Raw genomic sequence first — 21,088 nt, 5'->3', positions numbered from 1 at the left:
ATGGGCGGCTTCGCCGCCCCCGGACATGCGCGCGGGCCCCGGGGCGGTCACTGCGCCCAGGGGCCCGCGGCCACTGCTGTCGGCTGCCGGGACAGCCGGGTCCCAGCGGCTCTCCGCTGTCGGGACAGCCCGGTCTCAGCCCTGCGGAAGCCCGTCCAGCTGGGCGGAGATCCGCTCGATGTCCGCCTCGGCGGTCTCCCGGCGCTTGCGGATCTTCTCCACGACGTTGTCCGGGGCCTTGCCGAGGAACGCCTCGTTCCCGAGCTTCGCCGTGGTCTGCGCCAGCTCCTTCTGGGCCGCCGCCAGGTCCTTGGCGAGCCGCTTGCGCTCGGCCGCCACATCGATCGCGCCGGAGAGGTCGAGGGCGACCGTGGCACCGGCGACCGGCAGGGTGGCGGTGGCGGTGAAGCCCTCGCCCTCCGGCTGGAGGCGCAGCAGCTGACGGATCGCGTCCTCGTGGGCGGCGAGCGCCGTGCCGGTCAGGTCGAGCCGGGCCGGGACCTTCTGGCCGGGCTGCAGGCCCTGGTCGGCGCGGAACCGGCGGACCTCGGTGACCACCTGCTGAACGGTCTCGATCTCCCGCTCGGCGTCCCGGTCTCGGAAGCCGCTGTCGGTCGGCCAGTCGGCGATGACCAGCGACTCCTGGCCGGTGAGCGTGGTCCACAGCTGCTCGGTGACGAACGGGACCACCGGGTGCAGCAGCCGCAGCGTGACGTCCAGCACCTCACCCAGGACCCGGCGGGAGGCCTCGGCCTCCGCGCCGCCCTTGGCGAACGTGGTCTTGGACAGCTCGACGTACCAGTCGAAGACCTCGTCCCAGGCGAAGTGGAACAGGGTGTCGCTGAGCTTGGCGAACTGGTAGTCCTCGTAGTACCCGTTCACCTCGCTGACCACGGTGTTCAGCCGGGACAGGATCCAGCGGTCCTCGGGCCGGAGCCGGTCGGCCGACGGCAGCTCGCCCTCGACGGTGGCGCCGTTCATCAGCGCGAAGCGGGTGGCGTTCCAGATCTTGTTGGCGAAGTTCCGGGACGCCTGGACCCAGTCCTCACCGATCGGCACGTCGACCCCGGGGTTGGCGCCGCGCGCCAGGGTGAAGCGGACCGCGTCCGAGCCGTAGGAGTCCATCCAGTCCAGCGGGTTGACCGCGTTGCCGAAGGACTTGGACATCTTCTTGCCGAACTGGTCGCGGACCATGCCGTGCAGGGCGATGGTGTGGAACGGCGGGGTGCCGTCCATCGCGTACAGGCCGAACATCATCATCCGGGCGACCCAGAAGAAGAGGATGTCGTAGCCGGTGACCAGGACCGCGTTCGGATAGAACTTCTCCAGGCTCTCCGTCCGCTCCGGCCACCCGAGCGTGGAGAACGGCCAGAGGCCGGAGGAGAACCAGGTGTCCAGCACATCGCTGTCCTGCGTCCAGCCCTCGCCGCTCGGCGGCTCCTCGTCCGGTCCGACGCAGACGACCTCGCCGTCCGGGCCGTACCAGACCGGGATCCGGTGGCCCCACCAGAGCTGACGCGAGATGCACCAGTCGTGCAGGTTGTCGACCCAGCCGAAGTAGCGGGACTCCATCTCCTTGGGGTGGATGGCGACCCGGCCGTCGCGGACCGCGTCGCCGGCGGCCTGCGCCAGCGGGCCGGTCCTGACCCACCACTGCATGGACAGCCGCGGCTCGATGGTGGTCTTGCAGCGCGAGCAGTGCCCGACGGAGTGGGTGTAGGGGCGCTTCTCGGCCACGATCCGGCCGTCGGCGCGCAGCGCGGCGACGATCGCCGACCGGGCCTCGAAGCGGTCCAGACCCTGGAACGGGCCGTGGGCGGTGATGACGCCGCGCTCGTCGAGGACGGCGAGGTTGGGCAGGTCGTGCCGGCGGCCGATCTCGAAGTCGTTCGGGTCGTGGGCGGGCGTCACCTTGACGGCACCGGTGCCGAACTCCGGGTCGACGTGCTCGTCCGCGACGACCGGGATGCGGCGGCCGGTGAGCGGCAGCTCGATCTCGGTGCCGACGAGGTGCCGGTACCGCTCGTCCTCCGGGTGGACCGCGACGGCGGTGTCACCGAGCATCGTCTCGGCGCGGGTGGTCGCCACGACGATCTCCGAATCACCGGAGCCGTACCGGATCGAGACGAGCTCGCCGTCGTCGTCCTGGTACTCCACCTCGATGTCCGAGATGGCGGTGAGGCAGCGCGGGCACCAGTTGATGATGCGCTCGGCGCGGTAGATCAGCCCGTCGTCGTAGAGCCGCTTGAAGATGGTCTGGACGGCCTGCGAGAGGCCCTCGTCCATGGTGAAGCGCTCGCGGGACCAGGCGACGCCGTCGCCGAGGCGCTTCATCTGGCCGGAGATCTGACCGCCGGACTCGGCCTTCCACTTCCAGACGCGCTCGACGAACGCCTCACGGCCCAGGTCGTGGCGGGACTTGCCCTCCTTGGCGAGCTCGCGTTCCACGACGTTCTGGGTGGCGATGCCCGCGTGGTCCATGCCGGGCTGCCAGAGGACCTCGTACCCCTGCATCCGCTTGCGGCGGGTGAGGGCGTCGATCAGCGTGTGCTCGAAGGCGTGGCCCAGGTGGAGGGAGCCGGTGACGTTCGGCGGCGGGATGACGATCGTGTACGGCTCTTTGTCGCTCTTCGCGTCCGCCTCGAAGTAGCCCCGCTCCACCCAGCGCTCGTACAGCTGCCCTTCTACGTCGGCCGGTGCGTACTGGGTCGGCAGATCACTGGGCGCGCTGTGGGCCCCGTCGTGGGGGCGCTGGGTGTTCTCGGTCACGGCTGAAGTCTACGGGCCGCCCCAGGCCTGTTACTAACCCGTTGCCGCCCCGGGGTAAGGCGCCCGTAAGTCGTCCGGAAGGATGTGGCGAACGTGACATGTTCATAGAGGGGATGCCATGAGCTACCACCAGCCGCCGCCGCAGCCGGGTCCGTACGGCGCAGGCGGGCCGAACCCGTACGCCCAGGGCGGAGCGGCCGGCCAGCCCGGCTACGGCTACCCGCAGGCCCCGCAGGGCGTTCCGCCGCAGCAGCAGGGCTACGGCCACCCGGGACAGGGACAGGGACAGGCCGGCCCGTACGGCGGCCAGCCGCAGCAGCCGGGCCCGTACGGCCAGCAGCCGCCCTACGGTCAGCAGCCCGCCCAGGGTCAGATGCCCCAGCCCCCGCAGGGCGGCGGCAGCAAGAAGAAGACGGGCCTGATCGTGGGCGCGGTCGTGGCGCTGGCCGCGGTCGGCGTCGGCATCTACGCCCTCACCGGCGGGGACGACGGCCCGCACAAGCTGACCACGCCGGAGACCGTGGCGGGCGAGTTCAAGCGCCAGGGCCCCGGCAAGAACGACGCCAGCCTGGGGGCCTCCGACAAGAAGCAGTACAAGGAGCTTCCCGGGGTGAGCGACCCCCACCTGGTGCAGGCCGAGTACCAGAGCGCCAGCAAGAAGGCGCTCCTGTTCAGCGGCGTGTGGGGCAAGATCCAGAATCCGGAGCAGGTCGTCGACGCGATGTTCGTCGTGCTGACCAAGACCGTTCAGGAGAAGGCCAACGCCGAACCCGTCGGCAGCCCCGAGACCGCCGATCCCGGCGGGCTGGGCAGCGCGGTCATGAAGTGCCAGAAGTTCAAGGTGACCAAGGCACAGAGCGGCAAGACCTCCGAGCTGCCGGTGTGCATCTGGGGCGACTCCAGCACGGTCGGCAGCACCGTGCTCTTCGACCCGCTGGCGGCCATCACCGGCAAGGCCGACCTGGAGGCCGCGGCGAAGACGACCTCCGACGTGCGCGACGACACCCGCGTCGAACTCGAGCAGTAGGACCACCGAGAGGGACCTGATGAGTCACAACCAGCCCGGCCCGTACGGCGGTCAGCCGCCGCAGGGCCCGTACGGCCAGCAGCCGCCGCAGCCGGGCCCGTACGGCCAGCCGCCGCAGCCGCCGCAGGGACAGCCCGGGTACGGCTACCCGCAGGCCCCGCAGGGTCAGCCGGGGTACGGCTACCCGCAGCAGCCCCCGCAGGGCGTTCCGCCGCAGCAGGGCTACGGCTACCCGGCCCAGGGCCAGCCCGGCCCGTACGGCCAGCAGCCGCAGCCCGGTTACATCCCGCCGCCCCCACCCGGTGGCGGCGGCAAGGGCAAGCTGATCGGCATCATCGCGGGCATCGCGGGGGTGGCCGTGATAGCCGTCGGCGCGATGGCCCTGCTCGGTGGTGGCGGTGGTGGCGACTACAAGCTGACGGCGCCGGATACGGTGCTGAGCGGTCAGTACACCAAGGACACCAGCAAGCCGGCGGTCAGCAACGGGGAAGCCATCGAGGACAAGGGCATCGACGGCGGCACGTCCGTCAGCGGCACGTACAAGGGCGAGTCCGATGGCATGGGATTCGGTGGTGGCTACGGCGATGTTTCCGACCCCGAGGCCGCTGTCGACGCGATCCTGAAGGGCGCACTCAAGGGCGCCAAAGCCACGGAGCAGAAGCCGTCCGGCTTCGACGGCACAGTGATGAAGTGCGGCGAGAACGACTTCGGCGTGTTCTCGCAGCCGTTCTGCGTCTGGGGCGACGAGAGTACAGCCGCCATGGTGGTCTGGATGCCGAAGCAGGGCACCACCGACCCGACCGCCATCAAGCCGCCCTCGATCGAGGAGTGGGCGGAAACCACCGCGAAGCTCCGCAACGAGGTCCGCGTCAAGAAGTAGGCACCACTCCCGAACAGCGAAGGGGCACCCGGCCGTTGGCCGGGCGCCCCTTCGCGTGTGTCTTCGTCTGCGGCGCGGGTCAGGCGCTCTTCTCGTGGCGTTCGTCCTTGCCGATGCCCCGGGGCTCGCGCGGGACCAGCGTCGGGTTCACGTTGGAGTGGACGACCTCCTCGGTGATGACCACCCGGGCGACGTCCTTGCGCGACGGCACCTCGTACATCACCGACTGGAGGACTTCCTCCATGATGGCGCGCAGACCGCGTGCTCCGGTGCCGCGGAGGATCGCCTGGTCGGCGATGGCCTCCAGCGCCGGCCGGTCGAAGTCCAGCTCCACGCCGTCGAGTTCGAAGAGCCGCTGGTACTGCTTGACGAGCGCGTTGCGCGGCTCGACCAGGATCTGCAGCAGCGCCTCGCGGTCGAGGTTGTGCACCGAGGTGATGACCGGGAGGCGGCCGATGAACTCCGGGATCATCCCGAACTTCACCAGGTCCTCCGGCATGACCTCACGGAAGAAGTCCGAGGAGTCGACGTCGCGCTTGGAGCGGATCGTCGCGCCGAAGCCGATGCCCTTGGCGCCGGCCCGGGACTCGATGATCTTCTCCAGACCGGCGAAGGCACCGCCCACGATGAACAGCACGTTCGTCGTGTCGATCTGGATGAACTCCTGGTGCGGGTGCTTGCGTCCGCCCTGCGGCGGCACGGAGGCGGTGGTGCCCTCCAGGATCTTCAACAGGGCCTGCTGGACACCCTCGCCGGACACATCGCGGGTGATCGACGGGTTCTCGCTCTTGCGGGCGACCTTGTCGATCTCGTCGATGTAGATGATGCCGGTCTCGGCCTTCTTGACGTCGTAGTCGGCGGCCTGAATCAGCTTCAGCAGGATGTTCTCGACGTCCTCGCCGACGTACCCCGCCTCGGTGAGCGCGGTGGCATCCGCAATGGCGAACGGGACGTTGAGCATCCGCGCGAGGGTCTGCGCGAGCAGGGTCTTGCCGGAACCGGTCGGCCCCAGCAGGAGGATGTTGGACTTCGCCAGCTCGATGCCGTCGTCCCGGCCGCCCTGGCCGTTCTCGTCCGCCTGCACCCGCTTGTAGTGGTTGTAGACGGCGACGGACAGCGCCTTCTTCGCGGCCTCCTGGCCGACGACGTAGCCCTCGAGGAACTCGTAGATCTCCCGCGGCTTGGGGAGCTCCTCCCACCGCACCTCGGAGGTCTCGGCGAGCTCCTCCTCGATGATCTCGTTGCAGAGGTCGATGCACTCGTCGCAGATGTACACACCAGGCCCCGCGATGAGCTTCTTCACCTGCTTCTGGCTCTTTCCGCAGAACGAGCACTTGAGCAGGTCGCCGCCGTCACCGATGCGTGCCACGAGGTGCTTCCCCTTCGCCTGGGATCTGCGGCGTTGCGCAGACCCGGGTGCTTGCCTAACGACGGTACCTTGCCGGGCCCCCCGCGCGGGCCCCCCTTGGGCCGGTTCACTTGTCCGTGACCGGCCCAGGGGGCCGTCGTACCTGACCGGAGGGGTCAGCCCATCCCGACAGAGGTCTTGCGGGTGGACACGATCTGGTCCACCAGACCGTACTCGAGCGACTCCTCGGCCGTGAGGATCTTGTCGCGCTCGATGTCGTCACGGATCTTCTCGATCGGCGTGGTGGAGTGCTTGGCCAGCATCTCCTCCAGCTGCGAGCGCATCCGCAGGATCTCGTTGGCCGCGATCTCCAGGTCGGAGACCTGGCCACGGCCGGTCTCGCTGTACGGCTGGTGGATCAGGATACGGGCGTTCGGCAGCGCCATCCGCTTGCCGGGGGTGCCGGCGGCGAGCAGCACGGCCGCGGCGGACGCCGCCTGGCCCATGCAGACCGTCTGGATGTCGGGCTTCACGAACTGCATCGTGTCGTAGATCGCCGTCAGCGCGGTGAACGAGCCACCCGGCGAGTTGATGTAGATGGAGATGTCCCGGTCCGGGTCCATCGACTCCAGGCACAGCAGCTGCGCCATGACGTCGTTGGCCGAGGCGTCGTCGATCTGGACGCCGAGGAAGATCACCCGCTCCTCGAAGAGCTTGGCGTACGGGTCGTACTCGCGCACGCCCTGGGAGGTGCGCTCCACGAAGCGCGGAACGACATAGCGGGACTCTGCGTTCGGGCCCTCGTACAGGCCGCTGCCGGGGAAGTTGTTCATCGGGTTCTTCACCATCCTGGTGGCGATCATGGGCTGGGGTGTCGGCTGCGGGGTGACGCGGGGGCTCAGGCCCCGGTGCCGCCCCCGCCCGGAACGCCTACGGCAGAGGTCATGACCTCGTCGACCAGGCCGTAGTCCTTGGCCTCGTCGGCGGAGAACCAGCGGTCCCGGTCGGAGTCGCGGGTGATCTGCTCGACGGTCTGGCCGGTGTGGAAGGCGGTGAGCTCCGCCATCCGCTTCTTGGTGTGCAGCAGCCGCTCAGCGTGGATCTTGATGTCCGAGGCGGAGCCCGCCAGGCCCGCGGAGGGCTGGTGGATCAGGATCTCGGCGTTCGGCAGCGCGAAGCGCTTGCCGGGGGTGCCGGCGCTCAGCAGGAACTGGCCCATCGAGGCGGCGAGGCCCATGGCGATGGTGACCACGTCGTTCTTGATGTACTGCATGGTGTCGTAGATCGCCATGCCGGCCGAGATCGAGCCACCCGGGCTGTTGATGTAGAGGTAGATGTCCTTGTCCGGGTCAGCGGCAAGGAGGAGCAGCTGCGCGGTGATCTTGTTGGCGATGTCGTCGTCGACCGGCTGGCCGAGGAAGATGATGCGCTCGTTGAGCAGCCGGTTGTAGACCTGGTCGCCGAGGCCACCACCGATGGACGGCTCGCCGGCGGCGGAAGGCATCAGATTCGTCACGTATCCACCTGCTCGTCTCTGACGGCAACGGGCCGTCTCAGCGTCTTCTTCTGGGGCGGGGGTCGGCGGTACCGACGCTCTCCGGCGTCTCCCGGGGACTCCCCTGCCCTCGTATCTACGGACCCTAACGCGCAGGTCGGACAACGCCATCCCGCATTCAGAACTGTTCGCTGTGAGCGCAGGCTCACCGAGCGCCGCGCGGGGCCGGGGAACGCCGGTGGGCCCGGACGCCCTCAACGGACGTCCGGGCCCACCGTGCGGGCTACTGCAGCGGCGAGGCTCAGGCCTCGGGCTTCTCGTCGGCCTCGGCGGCCTTCTCGCCCTCCGCGGCCTCGTCCGAGGACGCCTCGACCGTCTCGGCGGTCTCGTCCTCCTCGTCCAGGTCCACGGTCTCGCCGTTGGTGTCCTTGACCGTGGCGGCCTCCACGACGACCGCGAGGGCCTTGCCGCGGGCGACCTCGCCGACGAGCATCGGCACCTGGCCGCCCTCGACGACGGCCTGCGCGAACTGGTCCGGGCTCATGCCGGAGGACTGCGCACGGCGCATGAGGTGCTCGGTGAGCTCCTCCTGGCCGACCGACAGCTGCTCCTTGTTGACCAGCTCGTCCAGGATGAACTGGGTCTTGATGCCCTTCTCGGCCTGCTCGCGGAGCTCGGCGTCGAACTCCTCGGCGGACTTGTTCTGGATCTTGAGGTAGCTGTCCAGGTCCAGGCCCATCTGCTGGAGCTGGTGGTTCTCCAGGTTGTGCTTGCGGGTCCGGATCTCGTCCTCGAGGAGCTTCTCGGGGATCGGCACCTCGGCCAGGGCCAGGAGGGCGTCGAGCACCTTCTCCTGGGCCTGGGTGGCCTGGTCGTACTTCTTCATCTGCTCGAGGCGCTTGCGGCTGTCCGCCTTGAGCTCGTCCAGGGTGTCGAACTCGCTCGCGAGCTGCGCGAACTCGTCGTCGAGCTCGGGGAGCTCACGGGACTGGACGGCGGTGACGTCGACCTTGACCTCGGCCTCCTTGCCCTCGGCGGAACCGCCCTTGAGCTCGGAGGTGAAGGTCGCCGAGCCACCGGCCTCGAGGCCGGTCACGGCCTCGTCGATGCCGTCGAGGAGCTCGCCGGAGCCGACGGTGTAGCTGACACCGCTGGCGACGCCGTCCTCGAGGACCTCGCCGTCGACCTTGGCCTCGAGGTCGATCGTCAGCACGTCGCCGTCGGCGGCGGCGCGCTCCACCGGGGTGGTGGAGGCGAAGCGCTCACGGAGCTGCTCGACGGACTTCTCGACGTCCTCGTCGGAGACCTCCACGGCGTCGACCTCGACCTCGATGCCGGAGTAGTCCGGGATCTCGATGGAGGGACGGATGTCGACCTCGGCGGTGAAGGCCAGCAGCTCGCCGTCCTTCAGCTCGGTGATGTCGACCTCGGGCTGACCCAGCGGGTTCAGGTCACCCTCGTTGACGGCCTCGGTGTAGAACTTCGGGAGCGCGTCGTTGACGGCCTCCTCCAGCACGGCGCCGCGGCCGAACCGCTGGTCGATGACGCGGGCCGGGATCTTGCCCTTGCGGAAGCCCGCCACCGTGACCTGCTGGTTGATCTTTTTGTACGCCGCGTCGAGGCTGGGCTTGAGCTCCTCGAAGGGCACCTCGACAGTGAGCCGAACCCGGGTCGGGTTCAGGTTCTCCACGGCGCTCTTCACGGTTGGGTCTCCTTGGGGGCTGACTTCTGGGGTTTTGCTGAGATTCAGCGGGCTGATTCAGCGGGTCGCGCCCGGTACAGAGACACACGAGCACGCAGCTTGCATAGTAACCGCAAGGCGGTTGGGCCCCACAATGTGATCTTGCTGGTCGGGGTGGCCGGATTCGAACCGACGGCCTTCCGCTCCCAAAGCGGACGCGCTACCAAGCTGCGCCACACCCCGCTGGTTGCGACACGTAGGGTACATGGCCGGACGCGGTCCGGCTGCCGCATTGATGCGGGTGGGGTGAGGTGTGCGGGAGACCGCCGGGACCCGCTACGATGCTCTGCGTGCCGCGGTCCTCACCGTCGGCGGCGCATGCGGGCGTAGCTCAATGGTAGAGCCCCAGTCTTCCAAACTGGCTACGCGGGTTCGATTCCCGTCGCCCGCTCCAGCAGGCCTCCGGCCCGGTACCGCGACCCGCTCGCGGAACCGGGCCGGAGGTGTTTTCGGGGCCGCCGCTCGCGGGGAACCCACACCCGTGACCCGGGTCGCGGCACGGGCGGGCCCGCTCACGGAGGGCGGGGACGCCGGGGCAGCGGTCGGGACCGGGCGGCCAAGGGGCACGGCTAAGGTGCCCGGCATGGAGATCTGGGTGAATCCCGCGTGCTCGAAGTGCCGGTCCGCTGTGCAGCTCCTCGACGAGGAGGGCGCCGACTACACCGTGCGCCGCTACCTGGAGGACCCGCCGGACACCGACGAGCTGCGGGCGGTACTGGACCGGCTGGGGCTGGAGCCGTGGGACATCGTGCGGACGCAGGAGGCGGAGGCCGGGGAGCTCGGCCTCAAGGCCTGGCCCCGGGAGCCGGCGGAGCGGGAGCGGTGGATCGGGGCGCTCGCGGCACACCCGCGGCTGATCCAGCGGCCGATCATCACGGCGGACGACGGCACCGCGTCGGTCGCCCGGAGCGAGGACGCGGTGCGGGACGCACTGACCCGCCGGGCCTGAACGACGCCCGGGGCTGAGCCCGGGGCACAGCCCTGGCCGGAACCGGCCGGTGTCGCACCCGGGCCGCGGGGCGTCCTGCGGCCCGGGGCGCACGCCGGGACCTGCGGTCGGCACCAAGGCGGGGGACAACCGAGCACGACGGCTGCCCTGCAACAGCTCGCAAGGCAGCCCGAGCCCGCACGGCAGCCCGCGGCCGGCCTGCGCCCGCATGACGGCGGTCATGAACCCCGAGCGCGCATGACGACCGCCACGTCACCGGACGCGCGAGCCCCACGGTGCGCGCAGTGAGCCGCGCCGGAGCAGAGGCCGAGCCGGGGAGCGGAGGAGCCTGCGGCAGCCGGAGCGCCGCGGGCGGGCCGCCTCAGAAGCTGATCTGGCTGATCATGTCGGATATCGAGTGCATGAAGCGGTTGATCGACGGGGCCATGTCGGTCGAAGCAAGGAAGAAGCCGAACAGGGCCGCGACGATGGCCGGCCCCGGCTTGATCGATCCCGAGCGGATCATGACCACCAGCACGATGGCCAACAGCACCACTACGGACAGCGAAATGGCCACAACGGATCACACCCTCGGTCTCGGTCGGAACGTCTCACCGGCCCGGGGAGCATGCCCCGCACACCCCCGATGTGACCATCGTGCCACCAACCCGATGCCACTCGGACCCCGGTGACGCATCGTCGGCAGCCTGCTCACACCCGTTGCGGGCCCGTGCACCGCAGGAGTCCGTACCCAGGGAGACCTGCACCACACAATTCAGCCACCCGGTCGCCGGATTATTGCGACTGATCGTTTCTCTGTGCACCTTCCACCCGTGCGGAGCACGCCGGTGGGAAATTCTGAATTACTCGTGAGTCGTGAGCAGCGACAACGAACGGTCATTGAACTGGACATTCCACCGGAGCCGCTTCCGGGGCATATGCACCAATTAAGGGGGATGAGCCGTGACAGAACGGACAGTTGATCCGCATCACGCACAACGGCTGAACCCCTACGTTTACTTCGCGTGAACAGGGTAGCCGTGTGATTCGTAGAGGGGAGGATGAAGGTTTTACTGAATCCACCTTCCGACGCTATGGTGCCTCAGATGTTCAGCGCTGCCACGACCCCCGCACGCGCAGTGAGGTCCAGGATCGTCTCCCCCAGTTCATGGTGGGAGGGCCTGTGACGAACACCTTGCGCCCGCACGGCTATCAGCGGACCCCGCTCCCCCCGGCCCGGGATGCGGTGGCCACGGACTCCGAGCGTCCTGCCGCAGGCGACGCTCCGGACCAGAGAAAACCCGCCACACCAGCGGCCGGAAACAAGCCGAAGCAGCGTGACTCCTTCTTCGACAACGCGAAGTACCTGGCCATCGTCCTCGTGGCGATGGGCCATGCGTGGGAACCGCTGACCGACGGAAGCCGCACCGCCGAGGCGCTGTACATGGTGGTGTACAGCTTCCACATGCCGGCGTTCATCATCATCTCCGGCTACTTCTCGCGCAGTTTCGACATGCGTCCCGACCGGCTCAAGCGGCTGGTCACCGGCGTGGCCGTGCCGTATGTGATCTTCGAGGTCGCGTACACCTTCTTCAAGCGGTGGGCGGACGACGATCCGACCCAGCCGATCAGCCTGCTGGACCCCTGGTACCTGACGTGGTTCCTGGCGGCCCTGTTCGTCTGGCGGCTGTCCACCCCGCTGTGGAAGCTCGTCCGCTGGCCGGTGCCGCTCGCGCTGGCCATCGGGGCCCTCGCCTCGATCTCCCCGGACATCGGCGACGACCTGGATCTCCAGCGGGTGCTGCAGTTCCTGCCGTTCTTCGTGGTGGGTCTGTTCATGAAGCCGGAGCACTTCCAGATGGTGCGGCGCCGTGAGGTGCGGATCCTGTCCGTGCCGGTCTTCGCCGTGGCACTCCTGGTCGCCTACTGGGCGGGCCCGCGGATGTCGTCGGCGTGGTTCTACCACCGGGACAGTGCCCAGGAGCTCACCGCTCCGTGGTGGAGCGGTCTGATCATGACGCTCGCCCTGTTCGGCTGCTCCATGGTCCTGGTCGCCTGCTTCTTCGCCTGGGTCCCCCGGCGGAAGATGTGGTTCACGGCACTGGGCGCCGGAACGCTGTACGGCTACCTGCTGCACGGCTTCCTCGCCAAGGGGTCCCGCTTCTGGGGCTGGTTCGACGACTACGCCTGGCTGCAGACGCCGTGGGGCGCGATCGTCGTCACCTTCATCGCCGGAGCCGTGGTGACCGTGCTCTGCACCCCACCGGTGCAACAGGTCTTCCGGTTCGCGATGGAGCCCAAGATGGAGTGGGCCTTCAAGAAGGATGCGGCCGAGCTGGCCCGCGGCCGGGCGAAGGCCACCACGGGCTGAACAACCTGCCGCGACCTCACGCGTGCGTCGAACGGCCCCGGAGCTTCAGGCTCCGGGGCCGTTCGCTGTCTCGGGGCCGTTCGCTGTCTGCGGACCGTTCGCCCCACGCCGGAGCGAGCCGTTCGCCCCACGCCGGAGGGCGGTACCCCCCACGCCCGAGCGGGCCGTACGGGGCGGACCGCGAGAGGGCCGGTCAGTCCCGGCAGATCAGCAGCAGCGCGCGGTCGTCGTTGACGTCCTTGGCCACCGCTTCGATCAGGTGCCAGGCCGCACCGTGGAAGCCGGAGGCGACATAGCGGTCGGCCTCGCCGGTGAGCCGGTCGATGCCCTCGGTCAGCTCGCGCTCGGCGGACTCGACCAGACCGTCGGTGAACAGCATGAGCACATCACCGGGGCGCAGGGTGCCCTTGATCGGGTCGAACTGGGCGCCGTCGTACACCCCGAGCAGCGGGCCCTCCGCGCCCTGCTCCTCCCAGCGGCCGGTCCCGGCGCTCAGCTGGAGCGCCGGGAGGTGGCCCGCCGACAGCAGCTCGTAGTCCCCGCTGTCCAGGTCGAGGACGAGGTGGATCGAGGTCGCGAACCCCTCGTCCCAGTCCTGACGGAGCAGATACGCGTTGGCGGCGGGGAGGAAGGCATGGGGCGGGAGCGAGCCCAGCAGGCCGCCGAACGCACCGGAGAGAAGGAGGGCGCGGGAGGCCGCGTCCATGCCCTTGCCGGAGACGTCGGTGAGCACCACCTCGAGCGTCCGGCCGCCGTTGGTCCGTCCCGCGACGACGAAGTCGCCGGAGAAGGACTGGCCGCCGGCGGGACGCAGGGCCATCTCCCGGTGCCAGCCCTTGGGCAGCTTCGGCAGCTTGCTCTGCACCCGGATCCGCTCGCGCAGGTCGAAGAGCATGGTGCCGCCGCGCCGCCAGGGCACCCCGACCCGGCTGCGGAACTGGGCGATGACCAGCCCGACGAGGCCCACCGCACCCACCACCAGCACGGTGCCGGGGGTGACCCGGGAGGGCCCCTGGGAGTACGGGCCGAGGATCGCCGCCTCGGTGATCAGCGCCGCGGCGGCCCCGGCGTAGAGCAGCAGCAGGCTGGAGGGCCGCAGCAGCAGCCCGCCGACGACGACGGGGAGGACGAGGGCGGCCGGCGGGCACCAGTCGGGCACGGTGATCGTCGCGGTGGCGATGGCCGGGACGGTGAGCAGCAGGGCGGCGAGGGCGATCCAGTCGGAGCCGTCGCCGCGGAAGTAGTCGACTCCGGCCCGGCGCAGGCCGATGCGGGCCCGGTGCAGTTGCTTGCGCACCCGGGCCGTCAGGGTCTCTGCTCCCGCGACGCGTGCCATTTCACCGGGACCCTATCCACCCGTTCGGCGGCGCGTCGATTCACGGCGCGCCGCTTTTCGCCGTATCCGGTGTTCAGCCGGGTGGGGTATGGACGCGTGTGCGAAAAATGCGGTCGCTCGGGGGAGAACGCGCTGATAGGGATGGCGTATGACAACAGAGTCGCGTGTGCTGCGCCGTGATGAGTGGGACACCTGGTACAGCACGCTGGAGCTCGCCTTCGGCGGGGTGGCGGAGCCCGCCGAGGAGCGGGAACTCTGGCAGGAACTGACCGAGGTGGAGCGGTCCATCGGGGTCTGGGACGGCGGGAGCTGTGTGGGGACGGCCGGGGCGTTCAGCTTCCGGATGTGCGTGCCGGGCGGCCGGATCGTGCCCGCGGCCGGGGTCACCATGGTCGGGGTGACGCCGACGCACCGGCGGCAGGGGGTGCTGCGCTCGATGATGCGGCGGCAGCTCGACGACGTGCGGGCCCGGGGCGAGTCGCTGGCGGTGCTGACGGCGTCGGACCCGGCCGTCTACGGGCGGTTCGGCTACGGCACGGCGAGCGAGCGGATGTCGGTGGAGGTGGACACCGAACGGGTCCGGCTGACCGTTCCGCCCGGCACGGACGACGTACGGCTCCGGCTCGTGCCGCCGCGGGAGGCGCAGGAGGTGTGCGAGGCGCTCTACGCCGAACGGGTCACCACGCGGCCGGGCATGCTCGCCCGGCTCCCCGGGTGGGAGCGGCTGCCGCTGCTGGATGCCGCGGCGTCGCGGGCGGGTGCCTCGCCGCTGCAGTGCGTGCTGGCGGAGCGGGACGGTGCGGTCACCGGATACGCGCGCTACGCGGTGCGCCCGGACTGGGAGGCCGCCGGGCCGACGGGCACGGTGGTGCTGCGGGACGTCGAGGCGCGGGATCCGGCGAGCTACGCCGCGCTGTGGCGGTTCCTCTGCGACATGGAACTGACCGTGCGGATCACCCACACCAACCGTCCGGTGGACGATCCGCTGCTCCAACTGGTCTCGGACGTCCGCCGCTGCAACATCCGCATCCGGGACCAGCTCCATGTGCGGCTGGTCGAGGTGGGCGCCGCCCTGGCGGCGCGGACCTACGCGGCGCCGGTGGATGTGGTGTTCGAGGTCGCGGACGCGTTCTGCCCCTGGAACGGGGGGCGTTGGCGGCTGACCGGCGACGCGCGGGGCGCCTCCTGCGAGCCCACCGGCGACGAGCCCGATCTGCGGCTCTCGGTCCGGGAGTTGGGCGCCGCCTATCTGGGCGGGTGCACCCTCACGGCGCTGGCGGACGCGGGCCGGGTTCAGGAGCTGCGGCCGGACGCGCTCGCCGAGGCGTCGGCGGCCTTCCGGAGTGATCGCGCGCCCTGGCTGCCGCACGGGTTCTGAGCGGTTCCGCCGCACTACCACTCATCGTCGGCCCCGCGGCCCCGGGGCCGACGGCCGCTACCGGCGCTGGCAGTCCGGGCACCAGAAGAGATTGCGGGCGGCGAGGTCGGCGGTGCGGACCTCGCCGCCACAGATGTGGCAGGGCTGCCGGGCCCTGCGGTAGACGTAGACCTCGCCGCCGTGGTCGTCGACGCGCGGCGGGCGGCCCATCGCCTCGGGGGTGTGCTCGGGGCGGACGGTGTCGATCCGGTTGTTCCGGACGCCCTCCCGCATCAGGGCCACCAGGTCGGCCCAGACGGCGTCCCACTCGGCGCGCGTCAGGTCGCGCCCGGCGCGGTACGGGTCGATGCCGTGCCGGAAGAGGACCTCGGCGCGGTACACGTTGCCCACCCCGGCTATCACCTTCTGGTCCATGAGCAGCGCGGCGACGCTGGTCCGGCTGCGGCTCACCCGCCGCCAGGCCGCTTCGCCGTCGTCGCCGGGCCGCAGCGGATCGTCGCCGAGCCGGTCGTGCACGGCCTGCTTCTCGGCGGTGGTGATCAGCTCACAGGTGGTGGGGCCGCGCAGGTCGGCGTAGTGGTCCTCGCCGGTGAGGCCGCCGGCGAGCCGCAGCCGGACCGCGCCGACCGGCGGCGGGGCGGGGCCGTCGCCGAAGCCGACCTTGCCGTAGAGCCCGAGGTGGATGTGTAGCCAGCCGACCGCCTCGAAGCCGAGGAAGAGGTGCTTGCCGTGGGCGTCGGCGCCGCTCATCACCTGGCCGTCGAGGAGGGCCGCGCCGTCGGAGAACTTGCCCTGGGGGCTGGCGGCCCGGACGGGCCATCCGGCGAAGCGCTCGAGGCAGTCCGCGGCCAGGCGGTGGATCGTATGCCCCTCGGGCACAGGTGTCTCCTCGGATGCGGTGCGGCATGCCCGGCCCAGGGCGCAAGGACATGCGGTGCGGCATGCCCGCACCGGCGCGCCGGGGCGCACGGGCAGGACCCAGCCCGACCCGCAACCCCGGCCCCGGGCGCCGCCGGGGAAACGGACGGCGCCCGAGCCCTTGGTGCCCGGGCGGATGGCGGAGCGAAGCCGGGCCGGCGGTCCGCCGGCCCGGTGCCCGCGGGGTTACGGCTGGGGGTGGTGGGCCGGGATCGGGGGGAGCTCGCCGGTCGTCTCGTAGGCGCTCAGCATCTCGATCCGGCGGGTGTGCCGCTCCTCGCCCGAGTACGGCGTGTTGAGGAAGATCTCGACGAACTTCGTCGCCTCGTCCCGGGTGTGCATCCGGCCGCCGATGCTGATGACGTTGGCGTTGTTGTGCTCACGCCCGAGCTCGGCGGTCTGCTCGCTCCAGGCCAGCGCGGCGCGGACGCCCTTGACCTTGTTGGCCGCGATCTGCTCGCCGTTGCCGGAGCCGCCGATCACGATGCCCAGGCTCTCCGGGTCCGCGGCGGTACGCTCCGCGGCGCGGAGGCAGAACGGCGGGTAGTCGTCCTGGGCGTCGTAGATGTGCGGGCCGCAGTCGACGGGGTCGTGGCCCTGGGCCCGGAGCCACTCGACGAGGTGGTTCTTGAGTTCGTAACCGGCGTGATCGGAGCCGAGGTAGACGCGCATGGACCGAGTGTGACATGCCCGTGCCCCGGCTTTCGTCACTGGGTGTGACGTGTCACATCTCAAGGGAAGCTCAAATACAACGATCCGGAATCAAAGGTTTTCCTTCTCCTTCTCCTGAGATTCACTGGCCGAGCTCGTAACCCGAGAGCTAAGGACCCCGCACATGAGCGCGCAGTCGACGCCCACGAAGGTGGACGCCACACCCGGCGGCCCCGGACAGGGCCCCTCCCCCGACGGTCTCAAGGCCGGACTGAAGAACCGTCATCTGTCGATGATCGCGATCGGCGGCGTCATCGGCGCCGGCCTGTTCGTCGGCTCGGCTTCCGGCATCGCCGCCGCCGGCCCCGGCATCCTGCTGTCGTACGCCCTCGTCGGCGCGATGGTCGTCTTCGTGATGCGGATGCTCGGCGAGATGGCCGCCGCCAACCCGACGTCGGGCTCGTTCTCCGCCTACGCCGACCAGGCCCTCGGCCGCTGGGCCGGCTTCTCCATCGGCTGGCTGTACTGGTTCTTCTGGGTCGTGGTGCTGGCCGTCGAGGCGACGGCCGGCGCCAAGATCCTGGAAGGCTGGATGCCGGCCGTACCGCAGTGGGGCTGGGCACTGATCGTCATGGTCGTGCTCACCGTCACCAACCTGGCCTCGGTCTCCTCCTACGGTGAGTTCGAGTTCTGGTTCGCCGGTATCAAGGTCGTCGCGATCGCGGCATTCATCGTCATCGGCGGCCTCGCGGTCTTCGGTCTGCTCCCCGGTTCCGGGCACGAGGCGACCGGCTTCGCCAACCTCACCGGACACGGCGGATTCCTGCCGAACGGACCGGGCTCCATCCTCACCGGTGTGCTGATGGTCGTCTTCTCCTTCATGGGCAGCGAGATCGTCACGCTCGCCGCCGGTGAGTCCGAGGACCCGCAGCGGGCCGTCACCAAGGCCACCAACAGCGTGATCTGGCGGATCGGCGTCTTCTACCTGGGCTCGATCCTGGTCGTGGTGAGCCTGCTGCCGTGGGACTCCAAGGCGATCGCCAAGGACGGCTCGTACGTCGCGGCGCTCAACACGATCGGTATCCCGCACGCCGGCGAGATCATGAACTTCATCGTGCTGACCGCGGTGCTCTCCTGCCTCAACTCCGGCCTCTACACGGCCTCCCGCATGGCCTTCTCGCTGGGCCGGCGCGGTGACGCACCCAAGGCGTTCGCCCGTACCAACGCCCGCGGTGTCCCGCAGGCCGCGATCCTGGGCTCGGTCGTCTTCGGCTTCGTCGCGGTGTTCTTCAACTACAAGTGGCCGGACACCGTCTTCCAGTTCCTGCTGAACTCCTCGGGTGCGGTCGCGCTCTTCGTGTGGCTGGTCATCTGCTTCACCCAGCTGCGGATGCGGCGCATCATCCTGCGCGACAACCCGGACAAGCTCATCGTCCGGATGTGGCTCTTCCCGTACCTGACCTGGGCGACCGCCGCGATGATCGGCTTCGTGCTGGTCTACATGCTCACCGACGACGCCGGGCGCGAGCAGGTGATCCTGTCGGCGGCGGTGGCGGCGCTGGTGGTGGCCATCGGTGTGGTCAAGCACCGGGGCAGCAAGGCGGCCGTGACCGAGGGCTGATGCCCGCCGGAAGCCGCTGAACGCGCGAACGGGCCGGGGCCCGCACCCACGTCGATGGGTGCGGGCCCCGGCCCGTTGTGTGTCGGGAGCGGTCAGCCGCGCCGGCCCGCGAGCTTCCAGGCGGCGGGCAGCGCGCCCATCGCCAGGGCGGCCTTGACGGCGTCGCCGATGAGGAAGGGGACGAGTCCGGCCGCGACCGCCTCACCGAGGGAGAGGTGCGCGGCGAGCGCCAGGTAGGGCACGCCGACCGCGTAGATGATCGCCGAGCCGAGGGCCATGGTGCCGGCGGTGCGCAGCACGCCGCGGTCGCCGCCGCGCCGGGCGAGCGCACCGACGACGGTGCCGGCGAGCAGCATGCCGAGGACGTAGCCGAAGCTGGCGGAGCCCGCGCCCCCGGCGAACCACGGCATCCCGGCCAGGCCCGCCAGGGTGTAGAGGGCGAGGGAGAGGAAGCCCCGCCCGGCGCCGAGGGAGGCACCGACGAGGAGCGCCGCGAACGTCTGTCCCGTGACGGGCACCGGGGAGCCGGGGACGGGGACGGAGATCTGCGCGGCGAGGCCGGTCAGGGCGGCACCGCCGACGACCAGGGCCGCGTCGCGGACCCGGGCGCGGGAGGCGGTGGCGGCCGGCAGCAGGTCGGCGAGGACCGCACCGGGGCGGCTGGTGACGGCGGCAGTGCTCATTCAGGGCTCCGCGGGGTGAGGAGGGACAGGACTGACCAGGGTGACGTTAGCCCAGGCGTCAGCATCCGATCACCGTGAGCAGCCGACAAAGGCGTGATCAACGGCTTGGTGGGGTCCCGACAATCCGCAGCTGCCGCACACCCGTCGCCGATGCCGGTGTTTGGGCAGGTCACGTGATGCTGGTCACGCGGGGTGCGGAGCGCTCAATATCGTTTTGCGGTGGCTGCCACCGCACAGAGAGACTGTGGGGTCCCACCAAAGCTCCACAGACCCTTGCGAGAGTACGAGCGCCATGCACGACGCGAAGACCGTCACCGGGCCAGGCCGGGAGACCGGCACCGGAGATGACGGGAAGGAGCCGCTCTCCCCAGGGCTCAAGCAGCGCCATCTGACCATGCTCGGCCTCGGCGGGGTCATCGGAGCCGGGCTGTTCGTCGGCTCGGGCGCGGGGATCGCCGTCGCCGGTCCGGGCATCGTCCTCTCGTACCTGATCGCGGGCGGTCTCGCGATGCTGGTGATGCGGATGCTGGGCGAGATGTCGGCGGCGATGCCGGCCTCGGGCTCCTTCTCGGTGCACGCGGAGCGGGCGTTCGGGCGCTGGGCGGGGTTCACGGTCGGCTGGCTGTACTGGTTCATGCTGGTCGTCGTCCTCGCGGTGGAGGCGACGGGCGCGGCGCAGATCGCGAACGGCTGGGTGCCGGCGGTGCCGCAGTGGGCCTGGGTGCTCCTCTTCATGACGGTGTTCACCGCGGCCAACCTCACCGCCGTGAAGAGCTTCGGCGAGTCCGAGTTCTGGTTCGCGGCGCTGAAGGTCGGCGCGATCGTGCTGTTCCTGGTCCTCGGCGTACTGGCGGCCCTCGGACTGCTGCCGGAGACCGAGGCGGTGGGGCTGTCGAATCTGACCGGGCAGGGCGGCTTCCTGCCGAACGGCTGGTCCGGTGTGGTCTCCGGAGTTCTCGCCGTGGTCTTCGCCTTCGGCGGTCTGGAGGTCGTCACGATCGCGGCCGCCGAGTCGGACGACCCGGCGCGGGCGGTCGGCCGCGCGGTGCGCAGCGCGGTCTGGCGCATCCTTTTCTTCTATGTGGGCTCGATGCTCGTCATCGTGACCGTGCTGCCCTGGACGGCGATGAAGCCGGGCAGCAGCCCGTACGTGGCGGTGCTCGACCACATCGGGGTGCCGGCCGCCGGCCAGATCATGAACATCGTGGTCTTCGTGGCGCTGCTCTCCGCGCTCAACGCCAATCTGTACGGCTCGTCGCGGATGGTGTTCTCGCTCGCCGAGCGCGGTGAGGCGCCGCGGGCACTGCTGAGGGTGGGGCGCGGCGCGGTGCCGCGCCGGGCGGTGCTGGCGTCGGTGGCGTTCGGCTTCGTGTCCGTACTGCTCAATCTGAAGTGGCCGGACTCCGTCTTCCTCTACATGCTCAACGCGGTGGGCGCGGTGCTGCTGGTGGTGTGGGGTCTGATCGCCGCCTCGCAGCTGCGGCTGCGCCGGGAGATCGAGCGCACGGCGCCCGAGCGGCTGACCCTGCGGATGTGGGGCTTCCCCTGGCTGACCTGGACCGCGCTGGCCGGAATGGCCGCCGTGCTGCTGCTGATGCTCACCGATGACGCCGCCCGCCCGCAGGTGCTCTGGTCGGGCGCGGCGACGGGCGCGGTGCTCCTGGTGGCGTGGATCCGGGAGTTGCGGGTACGCGCCTGACGATCCGGTACCGGCCCCCGCGGCCGGCGCCGGATCCCGCTGCCTCCCGGGGGGGGTGGCCGGGGTCACCATGCGTGCTCGTCGCGCGGCTGTGCCCTGGCACTTTGCGTCTCCTGACGAAGCGGCAGGTGCGGAGAGTGAGGAAGACGTCCGGATAGCGGGCCATCGTGGACGCGGTGTTGTTCTGAGCGGTACGCCCCCTCACACTGATGCAGCCCTCTGACGTTCTCACGTAATGGACGC

At 70.3% G+C, this 21,088-nt stretch carries 17 protein-coding genes and 2 tRNA genes; 8 read left to right on the top strand and 11 right to left on the bottom strand.

Annotated features, from left to right (window positions below; all coding sequences use genetic code 11):
- Positions 1-135 precede the first annotated feature (135 nt).
- Positions 136-2,769, bottom strand: coding sequence for a valine--tRNA ligase (locus AC3EQ1_RS12655; protein WP_432094411.1), 2,634 nt, complete (start codon positions 2,767-2,769; stop codon positions 136-138).
- A 118-nt stretch (positions 2,770-2,887) separates the two neighbouring features.
- On the opposite strand from AC3EQ1_RS12655, the gene AC3EQ1_RS12650 reads away from it, so the two are divergent.
- The gene (locus tag AC3EQ1_RS12650) at positions 2,888-3,796 is read left to right on the top strand and encodes a hypothetical protein (RefSeq protein WP_432094410.1); all 909 of its coding nucleotides are present in this window, start codon (positions 2,888-2,890) and stop codon (positions 3,794-3,796) included.
- A gap of 19 nt (positions 3,797-3,815) precedes the next feature.
- Entirely contained in the window at positions 3,816-4,676 is an 861-nt protein-coding gene (locus tag AC3EQ1_RS12645; protein ID WP_432094409.1) for a hypothetical protein, read from the top strand.
- Positions 4,677-4,755: 79 nt separating this feature from the next.
- On the opposite strand, the gene clpX is transcribed toward AC3EQ1_RS12645, so the two are convergent.
- The 5 genes from clpX to AC3EQ1_RS12620 all read right to left on the bottom strand — a co-directional run bounded on the left by clpX (position 4,756) and on the right by AC3EQ1_RS12620 (position 9,443).
- Positions 4,756-6,045 (bottom strand): ATP-dependent Clp protease ATP-binding subunit ClpX, encoded by a 1,290-nt coding sequence (clpX, locus tag AC3EQ1_RS12640; RefSeq protein ID WP_351512077.1) that lies wholly within the window; start codon positions 6,043-6,045, stop codon positions 4,756-4,758.
- A gap of 155 nt (positions 6,046-6,200) precedes the next feature.
- Positions 6,201-6,857, bottom strand: a complete 657-nt coding sequence (locus tag AC3EQ1_RS12635; protein WP_351512117.1) for an ATP-dependent Clp protease proteolytic subunit — start codon at positions 6,855-6,857, stop codon at positions 6,201-6,203.
- Positions 6,858-6,922: 65 nt separating this feature from the next.
- Entirely contained in the window at positions 6,923-7,528 is a 606-nt protein-coding gene (locus AC3EQ1_RS12630) for an ATP-dependent Clp protease proteolytic subunit (protein WP_351512119.1), read from the bottom strand.
- 292 nt (positions 7,529-7,820) lie between these two features.
- On the bottom strand, positions 7,821-9,221 hold the full coding sequence (gene tig, locus AC3EQ1_RS12625) for a trigger factor (protein WP_432094408.1): 1,401 nt from the start codon (positions 9,219-9,221) through the stop codon (positions 7,821-7,823).
- Positions 9,222-9,366: 145 nt separating this feature from the next.
- Positions 9,367-9,443 (bottom strand) — tRNA-Pro (locus AC3EQ1_RS12620).
- Positions 9,444-9,580: 137 nt separating this feature from the next.
- On the opposite strand from AC3EQ1_RS12620, the gene AC3EQ1_RS12615 reads away from it, so the two are divergent.
- Both AC3EQ1_RS12615 and AC3EQ1_RS12610 read left to right on the top strand, forming a co-directional pair.
- Positions 9,581-9,654: transfer RNA gene (locus tag AC3EQ1_RS12615), tRNA-Gly, on the top strand.
- Positions 9,655-9,843: 189 nt separating this feature from the next.
- Positions 9,844-10,209, top strand: a complete 366-nt coding sequence (locus AC3EQ1_RS12610) for an ArsC/Spx/MgsR family protein (protein WP_432094407.1) — start codon at positions 9,844-9,846, stop codon at positions 10,207-10,209.
- Positions 10,210-10,570: 361 nt separating this feature from the next.
- Here AC3EQ1_RS12610 and AC3EQ1_RS12605 read toward each other — a convergent pair whose 3' ends face one another.
- Positions 10,571-10,765 (bottom strand): hypothetical protein, encoded by a 195-nt coding sequence (locus AC3EQ1_RS12605; RefSeq protein WP_388845980.1) that lies wholly within the window; start codon positions 10,763-10,765, stop codon positions 10,571-10,573.
- 606 nt (positions 10,766-11,371) lie between these two features.
- Between AC3EQ1_RS12605 and AC3EQ1_RS12600 the strand changes: the two genes are divergently transcribed.
- Positions 11,372-12,559 carry an acyltransferase family protein gene (locus AC3EQ1_RS12600; protein ID WP_432094406.1) on the top strand — a complete coding sequence of 396 codons (1,188 nt, stop codon included), beginning with the start codon at positions 11,372-11,374 and terminating at the stop codon, positions 12,557-12,559.
- Between the two features lie 193 nt (positions 12,560-12,752).
- Here AC3EQ1_RS12600 and AC3EQ1_RS12595 read toward each other — a convergent pair whose 3' ends face one another.
- Positions 12,753-13,895 carry a SpoIIE family protein phosphatase gene (locus AC3EQ1_RS12595; RefSeq protein WP_432094405.1) on the bottom strand — a complete coding sequence of 381 codons (1,143 nt, stop codon included), beginning with the start codon at positions 13,893-13,895 and terminating at the stop codon, positions 12,753-12,755.
- Positions 13,896-14,043: 148 nt separating this feature from the next.
- Between AC3EQ1_RS12595 and AC3EQ1_RS12590 the strand changes: the two genes are divergently transcribed.
- Positions 14,044-15,273 carry a GNAT family N-acetyltransferase gene (locus tag AC3EQ1_RS12590; RefSeq protein WP_432094404.1) on the top strand — a complete coding sequence of 410 codons (1,230 nt, stop codon included), beginning with the start codon at positions 14,044-14,046 and terminating at the stop codon, positions 15,271-15,273.
- A 57-nt stretch (positions 15,274-15,330) separates the two neighbouring features.
- Here the strand turns inward: AC3EQ1_RS12590 and AC3EQ1_RS12585 are convergent, their stop codons facing one another.
- Together AC3EQ1_RS12585 and AC3EQ1_RS12580 are read right to left on the bottom strand one after the other, a co-directional pair.
- Positions 15,331-16,152 carry an Fpg/Nei family DNA glycosylase gene (locus AC3EQ1_RS12585; RefSeq protein ID WP_432094403.1) on the bottom strand — a complete coding sequence of 274 codons (822 nt, stop codon included), beginning with the start codon at positions 16,150-16,152 and terminating at the stop codon, positions 15,331-15,333.
- Positions 16,153-16,377: 225 nt separating this feature from the next.
- Positions 16,378-16,863 carry a ribose-5-phosphate isomerase gene (locus tag AC3EQ1_RS12580; RefSeq protein ID WP_351512093.1) on the bottom strand — a complete coding sequence of 162 codons (486 nt, stop codon included), beginning with the start codon at positions 16,861-16,863 and terminating at the stop codon, positions 16,378-16,380.
- 163 nt (positions 16,864-17,026) lie between these two features.
- Here AC3EQ1_RS12580 and AC3EQ1_RS12575 point away from each other — a divergent pair, with 163 nt between their 5' ends.
- Positions 17,027-18,463: an amino acid permease gene (locus AC3EQ1_RS12575; protein WP_432094402.1), complete on the top strand. Its 1,437-nt coding sequence runs from the start codon at positions 17,027-17,029 to the stop codon at positions 18,461-18,463.
- 92 nt (positions 18,464-18,555) lie between these two features.
- Here AC3EQ1_RS12575 and AC3EQ1_RS12570 read toward each other — a convergent pair whose 3' ends face one another.
- Entirely contained in the window at positions 18,556-19,146 is a 591-nt protein-coding gene (locus tag AC3EQ1_RS12570; protein ID WP_432094401.1) for a biotin transporter BioY, read from the bottom strand.
- 292 nt (positions 19,147-19,438) lie between these two features.
- Here AC3EQ1_RS12570 and AC3EQ1_RS12565 point away from each other — a divergent pair, with 292 nt between their 5' ends.
- Positions 19,439-20,845 carry an amino acid permease gene (locus tag AC3EQ1_RS12565; protein ID WP_432094400.1) on the top strand — a complete coding sequence of 469 codons (1,407 nt, stop codon included), beginning with the start codon at positions 19,439-19,441 and terminating at the stop codon, positions 20,843-20,845.
- Positions 20,846-21,088: the final 243 nt, after the last annotated feature.

The organism is Streptomyces sp. bgisy100, from assembly GCF_057709105.1.
The sequence above is the reverse complement of the archived record's forward strand: the minus strand, read 5'-3'. Positions and strand labels throughout refer to the sequence as shown.